Source organism: Neobacillus niacini (assembly GCF_000759675.1).
In the GTDB taxonomy this organism is placed as follows: Bacteria; Bacillota; Bacilli; order Bacillales; family Cytobacillaceae; genus Neobacillus; species Neobacillus niacini_A.
Map to the genome: position 1 here is coordinate 35,369 of NZ_BAWM01000004.1, position 11,323 is coordinate 46,691.

Genomic DNA, 11,323 nt, shown 5'->3' on the forward strand with positions numbered 1-11,323 from the left:
AGTCCCCTATCAAACCCAAAAACTGAAGGATATTGGAAAAGCAATTTTTTAAGAAGCTATCTACTAAAAAAACTTATGTTTTTTTTAGTAAAATGCTTATTCGATAGAATAAGCATACATAAAGAAGATAAAAGAGACGGGGAAAAGCCGTCTCTTTTATGATCTTTTTACTTGAATAAGCTTCCTTGTTCAGCTGCCACTTTGATATCACCAGACTTAATTTTGTCTAATGCTTCTTTAACTTTAGCAGTTGTTTCATCGCTCAAGTTAGGATTTTCTTCTGGTAGTCCAATTCCATCGTTTTTAGCATCAAAAGTTAAAGTTTCCCCACCTGGGAATTTACCATCTAACTCACGCTTAATCATATCTAATGTTACTACGTCTAATTTCTTCATTGCGGATGTTAAGATAACTGATTTGTCACCATCATATTTTCCGTCTTCGTATTGGTCAACGTCAACACCAACGATCCAGATTTTATCTCCAGCTTTTGCACGTGTTTTTGCCTCATTGATAGCTCCAACACCAACACCGCCTGCAGCTGTAAAGATTACATCAACGCCACGGTCATACATTTGAGCCGCAATTTGGCCTCCAGCAGCTGAATCAGAGAATGTTCCTTGATAAATTACGTTTTCTGCTTTAATGGTAACATTTGTACCAAAGTTTTCATTTGCGTATTTAATACCTTGTTGGAATCCCCAGTTAAACTTTTGAGGAGCAGGAATTTCCATACCACCGATAAAACCAGCTTCGCCTTCTTTTAATTCAACTGCAGTTGCTACACCTGCTAAGAATCCTGATTCTTGTTCTGCGAAGAAAATTGCAACTGTGTTATCCTTAACAACTGGTTTAAAGTCACCAGAATGTGGATTTCCATCAAGAATTACAAATTTTGCATCTTTATATTTATCTTGTGCTTTGAATACGGCAGTTTCAAACTTAAATCCAGGTGTTACGATAAACTTATAACCGGCATCGTATAAATTGCCCATTTCCTTAAGGTATTCTGCCTCAGTAGTACCTGCTGGCTTAAGGTATTTTTCTTGGATTCCAAGTTCTTCTTTTGCTAGAAGAATACCTTCCCAAGTACCTTGGTTAAAGGATTTATCATCAATTGTACCTGCGTCAGTTACCATACCTATTTTAACAGCATCTTTTCCATTATCCTTACCTGTATCTTTGTCACCGCCGCCACAAGCTCCTAACAACGTTCCTGCAGCTAAAATCAATGACATCGCCAAGCCAAATTTACGCTTTTTCAAGGCAATTTACCCCCTATATATGTTGTTTGATTTAGTAGAAATGTACTAATTTGCAGACAAGATTATGCTTTTCGTACCTAAAGAAAATTAAAACCTTTTTCTTAATACCTGAAAACTAAATTTATCTGCTTTAAAGTAGTTTACCGAAAAAAGGACTGGTTCATCCATTTCATCGAAATGCATTTGCTTTAGAACAAGCAGTGCAGTTTCTGGTTCACATTCTAAAATGGGGGAAATTTTTTCATGATAACCAATTGGTTCAATCTGAGCAACCGCGTATGTAATTTTTCGGTTTGCCTCCTCTTCCAAAATGGAAAAAATTGATTCCTCTCCATGGGAAAAGGTTTCAGGCAAGATTTTTTCAGGTACCTTGTCGATACAGTACACAACAGGTTCCCCGTTTGCAGTTCTAACCCGCTCTATGACCACAATTTCCTCATTTGTAGAACAAGAGAAACGACGAATATCCTCTTCAGTGGCGCCAACAGTTGATGAACTTAAGAAAATTGTTCCTGGTTTCATCCCTGCTTGAAATATCATGTCAGTAACACTATTAAGTTGTTCAATCCCTGAGGTAAACAGAGGTTTCGAATTAACAAACGTTCCAACACCATGGCGGCGAATGATAACGTTTTCTTCTTCGAGTATACGCAGTGCTTCTCGAAGTGTGGCTCTACTTACACCAAGTTGTTTGGCAAGATCGAATTCAGAGGGTAATTTTTCTTTTTCTTTGTAAACCCCTTCTTCAATATCTTGTTTTAACCGATCGATAACTTGTAGATATAAATGTCGGTTATCTAGCTTAATAGACATGCAGGTACCTCCAGCTCTTTCCTAAGACATCAGACATCTGATGTATAATCATTCCTACTAATCGAAAATAATATAACATTTTTTTAGGCATATGGAAATAGAATTTCATGAATTTGTCGAAAAAAGCCACATTGTCGAAAAATGTCTAATGTGATAAGTCTTTTTTCCTTATATTCTGCTATAATTTATTATTGTCTATAACTGTTCGGTATATTAGGCAAAAAAAAAGAGCCAAATGGCCCTTTTTTCAATTTACTTCTTCGTTCGGTTTGGAATGTAAAACTGCTCTTGGTTTACTGCCTTCGTATGAGCCAACGATTCCACGCGCTTCCATTTCATCAATTAAACGTGCTGCTCTTGTGTATCCGATGCGAAAACGACGCTGTAACATTGAGACGGAAGCTGTTTGCATTTCTATTACTAAATCCACTGCGTCTCCATATAAATCATCGTCAACCTCGCCAACTGCTTCAGGAGTATCATCTGGGATCATCTCTTCTTGGTATTGTGCTTTTTGCTGCCCAATGACAAAATTAACCGTATCCTCAACTTCAATGTCTGATAAAAATGCACCTTGGACACGAACCGGTTTTGAAGCGCCAACAGGCAGAAATAACATATCTCCTCTGCCTAGCAGTTTTTCCGCACCGCCCATATCCAATATTGTTCTTGAATCCGTAGCACTTGATACGGCAAAGGCAATTCTGGAAGGGATATTTGCTTTTATGACTCCCGTAATGACATCAACAGATGGACGCTGGGTTGCTATAATTAAATGGATTCCCGCAGCTCGAGCCATTTGCGCAAGTCTAGTAATCGAATCCTCTACATCCGAAGAGGCTACCATCATTAAATCTGCTAGCTCATCTACAATTACAACAATATAAGGCAATAGTGGCTGTTTATCATTTTCCTCAATATTATGTCTTTTAACGTGGTCATTATATCCTTCAATATTACGTGTTCCTGTATGAGAGAAAAGTTCATAACGTCTCTCCATTTCACTGACAACCTTCTTCAAAGCTTGCGATGCTTTTTTAGCGTCTGTTACTACAGGTGCTAATAAGTGAGGTACACCATTATAGACATTTAACTCAACCATCTTAGGGTCAATCATCATTAATTTTACCTCATGAGGCTTAGCTCTCATTAAAATGCTGGTGATAATCCCATTAATACATACACTCTTTCCGCTTCCCGTTGAACCGGCTACAAGCAAATGGGGCATTTTATTTAATTCGGCAAGTACAGCTTCCCCGGTAATATCTCTACCAAGACCTATCAATAGTTTCGATTCTGGTTTATTATTTTGGGTTGCTTCTAGTACCTCCCTTAAGGACACAACTGCAACCTCTGAATTAGGGACTTCGATTCCAATTGCTGACTTTCCAGGAATAGGAGCTTCAATTCGTATATCTTTAGCTGCAAGTGCTAATGCTAGATCATCACTTAGACTGACGATCTTACTAACCTTAACTCCAACATCAGGGTGCACTTCGTACTTCGTAACAGCTGGTCCAAGATGCACTTGGGTTACACGCGCCTTTACCCCAAAGCTTTGAAAAGTCCTTTCAAGTTTAGCAGCATTGGCATGGATTAATTCGTATTCCCCACTCTGGTCAGTTTTCTTTGGAAGCTTGAGGAGTCTTAGCGGAGGCAATTCATATGCCACATTCTCCACTTCGGTAAAGGTAATTGGCGGCGTAGAATCTTCCTCTTCTACTTTCTGTTCAGTACCTTTGTTTTTTGAATCCTCTTTTCTTCGCTTAGGTTTTTGAGATTCCTCGTCTTGATAAGCACGATCTGCAAAGCTTGAGATTAGTGGCTCCGGTGTCACTACTTCGTCCGGCGTATTTTGTAATGGAGGAATGATTTCTGGTTGAGGTGAAGCTGCACGGTTTTCACGTTCACGCTGCTGTTGTATCCGTTTTTCTTCTCGTCGTTCCTGTTTTTTATGCTTCCATTCTTCCATATCCATCTGAAAGGCACTCCATTGACCCTTTGAAAATTCAATAACTGTAATACCTATTTTTGCGATAAATTCACCGAACGATTTTCCAGTTAGTAAAATAAAACCAATTAGGATAAAGATAAATGCAATAATCTTCGTACCAGTTTCAGCAAAAAGATAATGAAACATAGCAAAAAGAACGGCACCAATCATTCCTCCGCCAAGGTCAATTGTGCTCGTTTCACCTTTCACTTCCATCATAAAAATTTCCCATGTGTTACTTATGACACTAGGGTTTTTAAAGTTCCCGTCATTTGTCAGTAAATGAAAAAGTGTAACATGGCTCAAGAGGAGTATGGAAGAAACAATAAAATAAGTCCCGACTAATTTGATATGAAAGATAAAGGGTATGGTCCGTTTCCACATAAGATATACACTCAGGATAACTAGACCAATCAAGCTTAGCATATACCATTCACCCATCCAAAAGCGGAAAAATAATACTGCTGCTTCTCCTACTGCTCCCAATTTTGCAATAGATATAATAGCAAGTGCTAATAAGGCAAGCGCGGAAAGTTCAAATTGAACAGTTTGTTTTAAATGATTATTTCTCTTTTTTGTTCTTCTTTTTTTCTTAGCCATCTAATCACCTGTCTATATAAGTGTAATACTATCATTATCATCCTTTTGCATTATCAAACATAGATATAATGCTATAGGAAATAATTACCCACAAAAGGAAGAAAGCAGCCTGAATGGCTGCTTCTAGCTTCGTATCCTGATTATACCATAATATCCTAATAGTTTGCGGACAAACCTTCAATGCTGGCACAAGAAATTTTAGCACCAGGACATATGCGCTCGTCAAGATAATGCTGTGGATCGCTGCTTAATATACGTACTACCTGTACATTTTGGGAATCAGTTTGTTCTACTATTAGTGATACCCCTTGATAGGTTACAGTTTGTTGTCTACTAAAGGATTCTAAATCATTTGGAAAAATTAATTCTTGGGGCATCATCGTATATAGGATCATTGAATCAGCCCCTCGTTAGCCACTTTAGATTGGTCTATCAATTCGTTTAGCTTCTTCATCGCTTGTCCAAGCCCGCCGACTTCATCAATCAATCCATATTCAACAGCATCTGGACCAATTACATTTGTTCCTATATCACGAGTAAGATTTCCCTTAGCAAACATTAAATCCTTAAATTTCTCTTCAGTAATCTTTGAGTGTTTTGTTACAAAATTGACCACTCTATCCTGCATCTTATCTAAATATTCAAAGGTTGCTGGTACTCCGATTACTAGACCAGTTAAACGAATAGGATGGATAGTCATCGTAGCCGTTTCAGCAATAAAGGAGTAATTACAAGAAACAGCAATTGGGACTCCAATAGAGTGTCCTCCACCTAAGACAATCGAAACAGTTGGTTTTGAAAGTGTCGCTAGCATTTCAGAAATCGCTAGTCCTGCTTCCACATCTCCACCAACTGTATTTAAAATAATTAGAACTCCTTCTATTTTTGGATTTTGTTCTATCGCCACTAATTGAGGAATCAAGTGTTCATATTTAGTAGTTTTATTTTGTGGCGGCAGAGCTAAATGTCCCTCAATTTGTCCAATTATCGTTAAACAATGGATTTTTGAATCAGAGGAAAGCTGTGGTACATTTGTTTGCCCGAGCTGCTGAATTTTTTCCATTAAAGGAGAAGGCTTATCCTCTTTTTGAGGTTCTTGCCCTTCTTGATTTCCCGATTCGCTTTTTTGTAAATCCATACTCATCATAAGTCTCCCTTCACGCATGATAACGTTAGTATTGACCTATGAAACAATTTCATTCTTATATAGGAATAATCATTTCAACTTGTCTGATGAATTCCGCTCCAATCAACAATGAACCAATAAAGAAAGACATTGGTTTACCCAATGCCTCTCTTCCTATTTATACTTCCATAATAATAGGAAGTATCATAGGTCTTCTTTTTGTTTTTTCAAACAAGTATCGGTTTAATCCATCTCTTATGTCCTGCTTTAGACTTGACCATTCAAAAGAATCCTTTGAAATGTTCTTTTGGACGATATCTTTAACTAATTTCGTTGATTCATCCATTAACTTTTCCGATTCGCGAACATAGACAAAACCACGCGAGATAATTTCAGGTCCAGCAGCGATTCTCTTATCCTGGCGTGTTAATGTAACTACTACAATTAAAATACCATCTTGGGATAGTAGTCTCCGATCTCGTAATACGATATTTCCAACATCACCAACACCAATACCATCAATTAAAACATTTCCGGATGGAACTTTACCACCAATATTTAACTTTCCATCCTTAAATTCAACTATATCGCCACGGTCTGGAATAATAATATTTTCATCCATTATTCCACACTCAAGTGCCAGTTTCCTGTGTGCCTTTAACATTCGATATTCCCCATGCACAGGGATAAAAAACTTTGGTTTCATTAAGTTAATCATAAATTTTAGTTCTTCTTGGCTGCCGTGACTCGATACATGTACGGTTCTTTTTCCTGAAATAACATTTGCTCCGGCTCTAAAAAGCATATCCACTGTCCTGGAGATTAATAATTCACTTCCTCTAAGTGGTGAGGCAGCGATTAAAACCGTATCTCCTGGTTGAATATTTACATGCTTTGCTGATTGCTTGGCCATTTTTTGAAGAGCCTCAATTGGTTCCCCTTGACTTCCCGTCATCAAAACCACGATTTCCCTGGCTTCATAATTATTTATTTCGCTGACTGGGACAATTAGGTCTTCTTCCACCTCTAAGTAGCCTAAGTCTAATGCGATATGATAAATTCTTTCAAGACTTTTACCCACTACAGCAACTTTACGACCATTATCCCTAGCAGCATCAAAAATATGCTGAATTCTATTTATGTCGGAGGCGAAGCAAGCAGCAATCATTCTGCCTGGTGTATTATAGAATGCTGTAGATAATTCTCGCTTAACAATTGCCTCGGATGTTGTGTATCCAGGTTTTTCTGCCTCTGTACTGTCTGAGAGTAAACATAGTACACCTTTTTCTCCAATAGCAGCCATTTTGCCTATTTCAGGCTTATAAAGCATCGTTGCTGCCTGGTCAAACTTAAAATCCCCTGTATAAACGATGCTGCCTTCGGATGTATGTACACAAACACCCACCGAATCTGGAATACTGTGATTTGTTCGAAAGAAGCTTACTTCAACGGAATCCATATTTATTACAGAATCAGATGTTACTTCGATAAAATTAGTCTTCCCACTATATTCCTGCTCTTTTAGCTTTGCGTTTGCAAGAGCTAAGGTAAGTTTTGTTCCATATACAGGTACGTCCATTTGGCGAAGAAGATAGGAAAGGGCACCGATATGATCTTCATGACCGTGTGTTAGGAATACTGCCTTCACTCTTTCCTTGTTTTCTGTTAAATAACTGATGTCTGGAATAACGATATCAATGCCAAGCATTTCATCCTCGGGGAACATTAACCCGGCATCAATGATAAAAATGTCCTTGTCCACTTCGACAAGATACATGTTTTTCCCGATTTCTCCAATACCTCCAAGCGTGATAATTTTAATGGAACTATTTTTTCTATTTATCAATTTCCGTTTCCTCCTATGTTGATTGTCTAGCTCAAGCGCTCTTTCACTAGAGGTCTTCGACATTTCAAAATTGCCCGATCGAAATCAGTTATGCTTATTATACTTGATAGTTGAAAACCTTTACAACCAAATTTAGTTGTTTTTCCCAACGGAGGAAATGAAGGTAATCATAATGACAAAATGCCAACCGAAATTATTCGATTGGCATTTGTAAAATTATAATAGTAATTCACTTAATATAGAACGTTCTTGTTCGGTTAATGGTACAAGTGGCAATCTAACTGAGCCTACATCGAGCCCTTTCACTTGAAGTGCCGTCTTAACAGGTGCAGGACTTGGAGCAGCAAAAAGTCCCTGCATAATCGGGAGAAGCTGTTGGTGGAGCTTTGCTGCTTTTCCATTATCACCTTCTAAAAAGGTCTTTACCATTTCTTGCATTTCCTTCCCAATCACATGGGAGGCAACAGAAACTACCCCTACCCCTCCGATAGAAAGAACCGGAATAGTCATACTATCATCGCCACTGTAAAGCTCGAAGTCACTATCGGTATTTGCAATGATTTGAGTCATGGCACTTAAATCTCCGCTAGCTTCTTTTACAGCAACAATATTCGAAATTTTAGATAGCCTTATGATGGTATCTGGATGAATATTTACTGACGACCTTCCTGGGATATTATAAACCAAAACAGGAAGAGAAGTGGCTTCGGCAACGGCTTTAAAGTGCTGAAACAACCCTTCTTGATTTGGTTTATTATAATATGGAGCCACAACCATAATAGCGTCCACACCAAGCTGTTCTGCTTTTTTAGTCAATTCCACCGAAGCATAGGAATTATTACTGCCTGTGCCAGCAATTACAGGTATTCTTTTTCCAACTACCTTTACAACATGATCAAATAATGCCAATTTTTCTTCCTTTGACAAGGTTGGCGATTCACCGGTTGTCCCCGCAACCACAAGAGAATCTGTTCCATTTTCTATTAGATAATTTACTAATTGAGTGGTCTTGGAAAAATCAATATGTCCTTTTTTATCAAAAGGTGTAACCATGGCAGTTGAAACCCGACCAAAATGAACCATTTTACTTCTCCTTTCAATTACGAAAATCCAGTAACGAAAATGGCATTTTGGGGTTCAAACTGCCATTGATCGTTTCATTATTATATTAGATATCCGTAAGCATTGTTTCAAGTGTTTCCTCTTCTAGATGAAAGGCATCATGCAATGCATTCACTGATTTTACCAAGTCGTCTTGCTTCACAAGTACCCAAATGGTTGTATGGCTGTCAGCGGATTGTAAGATGCGAATGCCTTGCTCAGATAGAGCAGTAACAATTCTAGAAGTAACACCCGGAACTCCTGCAATGCCGGCTCCAACTACAGATACCTTTGCACAATAACGTTCTACTACAGGTTCATGCCCAATTTCCTTTAGTACCTTAATTGCTCTTTCAGTCATTTCATCCGTAACAGTATACACAACGCCATTTGGTGAAATGTTTATGAAATCTACACTAATTTTTTCATTTGCCATTGCTTTAAAAACTTCTGCTTGTAAATAGTATTGGTCTTTTTTAGCAAAAACTTTAATTTGAGTCACATTCGAAACATGTGCAATTCCAGTAACCGTTCTTTCTTTAATATCACTACCTCGAGATTCTTTCGAGATGGATGTGACCAAAGTTCCTAAATTATCGGAATAGGTTGAGCGGATTCGAATTGGGACTTTTGCCTGCATCGCTATTTCTACTGCTCTTGGGTGAATAACTTTCGCACCCTGATAGGCCATGTTACATAACTCTGTATAGGTTACAACAGAAAGACGCCTAGCATTATCTGCTATTCTTGGGTCAGCTGTCATGATACCTTCGACGTCAGTAAAAATATCAATCCATTCTGCATTTAGAGCCGCTCCTAAAGCTGCTGCCGAAGTATCACTGCCACCTCGTCCAATTGTTGTAATGTCACCGTTCTTTGCAGCACCTTGAAATCCTGCAACCACAACAACATCATTTTGTTCCAATTCTCGCAGTAATCGGTCACATTTCATCTCTACAATCTTTGCTTGTGAATGATCGTTATTCGTTCGGAATCCTGCTTGAGCACCAGTCAAAGCAATAGCATTCAGACCATTATCTTTCAGCATATTTGCAAAAACAATACTTGAAATGATTTCCCCACAGGATAAAAGTAGATCATGTTCTCTTTTACTAACCTTACTTTGATTACCACCAATTAAAGAAAGGAGTGTATCTGTTGCATAGGGATCACCATTTCTTCCCATCGCAGATACTACAACTACAACCTTATAACCATCAGCTAATGCTTTTTCTATATGTTTCTTAGCATGTTGCCTGCTTTCTTCATCCTTGACAGATGTCCCGCCAAATTTTTGAACTATCATTTTCATATGACATTTAAACCTGCCTTTATATTCAACCTTTATTTTTTTCTTTGATTAATCCCAGCTTTATTAAGCTCTCAGCAATTTGAACTGAATTCCAGGCAGCGCCTTTGAGTAAATTGTCAGAAACAACCCACATATGGAAACCACGACTCTCATTAAGGTCGTTACGAATTCTACCTACAAACACATCATTACTTCCTACACAATGCGCCGGCATTGGATATACTTGATTTTCTGGGTCATCTTGTAAAACAACTCCTGGTGCGGTTTTTAATAATTCTTTTATCTCATTTGCACTTACGCCATCTGCTTCGATTTCAAAATAAACAGATTCGGAGTGACCAACAGCTACAGGTAAACGCACACATGTCGCGGCAACAGGCAGTTCTGGCAAATGCATAATTTTCTTTGTTTCATTTATCATTTTCATTTCTTCAAATGTATAGCCGTTTTCTTGGAACTTATCTATTTGTGGTATAGCATTAAAGGCAATCTGATAGTGGTTCTTATCACCTTTTACAGGTAAAATCCTTGGTTCAACAGTTTCACCATTAAGAAGGGCTTTTGTCTGGTTTTGTAATTCTTCAATTGCAACAGCTCCAGCACCAGAAACTGCTTGGTAGGTAGAAACGATAACTTTTTTAAGTCCATATTTTTGCCTAATTGGTTCTAAGGCTACTACCATTTGGATTGTAGAACAATTAGGGTTAGCAATAATACCATTATGTTCGTGCAAGTCATGTTCGTTTACCTCAGGCACAACTAAAGGAATATCTTGATCCATTCTAAAAGCACTTGTGTTGTCTACTACAATTGCCCCGTGTTTTACAGCTTCTGGAGCAAGCTCTTTTGATATATTGCCGCCAGCCGAGAATAAAGCAATATCGACTCCTGCAAAGCTTTCAGGCTTAGCTTCCTGAATAGTATGCTCTACACCATCAATCGTTACTTTCTTACCTGCAGAACGTGCAGAAGATAATAGGGTTAATTGTTTAATTGGGAATTTTTCATTCACTAACGTTTGGATCATTTGTTGCCCCACCGCTCCAGTTGCCCCTACTACAGCAACATGATAACCATTTGTTTGATACATTTTCTAGTACTCCTTTCAATCTTTCATCTACAATTATTGGTTATTTCTGTTTCATGGAAAATGAATCAGAAAAGGTTAATTTAAATTCTCATCAGTGAGAGAATTAATCCCACTGATGATTGAATTATAAATATATTAACATATTCCTTGAAAGAAAAAACCATATTTGATGAAAGG

9 protein-coding genes are annotated in these 11,323 nt (G+C 38.0%); all 9 read right to left on the reverse strand.

Annotated features, from left to right (window positions below; genetic code table 11):
• Positions 1 to 167: 167 nt before the first annotated feature.
• The 9 genes from TR08_RS01245 to asd all read right to left on the reverse strand — a co-directional run bounded on the left by TR08_RS01245 (position 168) and on the right by asd (position 11,146).
• Entirely contained in the window at positions 168 to 1,265 is a 1,098-nt protein-coding gene (locus TR08_RS01245; RefSeq protein WP_045515154.1) for a BMP family lipoprotein, read from the reverse strand.
• Positions 1,266 to 1,352: 87 nt separating this feature from the next.
• Positions 1,353 to 2,078 carry a GntR family transcriptional regulator gene (locus TR08_RS01250; RefSeq protein ID WP_045515156.1) on the reverse strand — a complete coding sequence of 242 codons (726 nt, stop codon included), beginning with the start codon at positions 2,076 to 2,078 and terminating at the stop codon, positions 1,353 to 1,355.
• A gap of 247 nt (positions 2,079 to 2,325) precedes the next feature.
• Entirely contained in the window at positions 2,326 to 4,671 is a 2,346-nt protein-coding gene (locus tag TR08_RS01255; RefSeq protein WP_045515158.1) for an FtsK/SpoIIIE family DNA translocase, read from the reverse strand.
• Between the two features lie 155 nt (positions 4,672 to 4,826).
• A complete protein-coding gene (locus TR08_RS01260; RefSeq protein WP_045515160.1) occupies positions 4,827 to 5,066 on the reverse strand; it encodes a YlzJ-like family protein in 240 nt (79 codons plus the stop codon).
• Positions 5,063 to 5,809 (reverse strand): ClpP family protease, encoded by a 747-nt coding sequence (locus tag TR08_RS01265; RefSeq protein ID WP_045515511.1) that lies wholly within the window; start codon positions 5,807 to 5,809, stop codon positions 5,063 to 5,065. Before TR08_RS01265 ends, TR08_RS01260 begins: the two co-directional genes overlap by 4 nt.
• 166 nt (positions 5,810 to 5,975) lie before the next feature.
• On the reverse strand, positions 5,976 to 7,643 hold the full coding sequence (locus tag TR08_RS01270; RefSeq protein WP_045515162.1) for a ribonuclease J: 1,668 nt from the start codon (positions 7,641 to 7,643) through the stop codon (positions 5,976 to 5,978).
• Between the two features lie 216 nt (positions 7,644 to 7,859).
• A complete protein-coding gene (dapA, locus tag TR08_RS01275; protein WP_045515164.1) occupies positions 7,860 to 8,726 on the reverse strand; it encodes a 4-hydroxy-tetrahydrodipicolinate synthase in 867 nt (288 codons plus the stop codon).
• 85 nt (positions 8,727 to 8,811) lie between these two features.
• On the reverse strand, positions 8,812 to 10,056 hold the full coding sequence (dapG, locus tag TR08_RS01280; protein WP_045515166.1) for an aspartate kinase: 1,245 nt from the start codon (positions 10,054 to 10,056) through the stop codon (positions 8,812 to 8,814).
• A 25-nt stretch (positions 10,057 to 10,081) separates the two neighbouring features.
• A complete protein-coding gene (asd, locus tag TR08_RS01285) occupies positions 10,082 to 11,146 on the reverse strand; it encodes an aspartate-semialdehyde dehydrogenase (protein ID WP_045515169.1) in 1,065 nt (354 codons plus the stop codon).
• Positions 11,147 to 11,323: the final 177 nt, after the last annotated feature.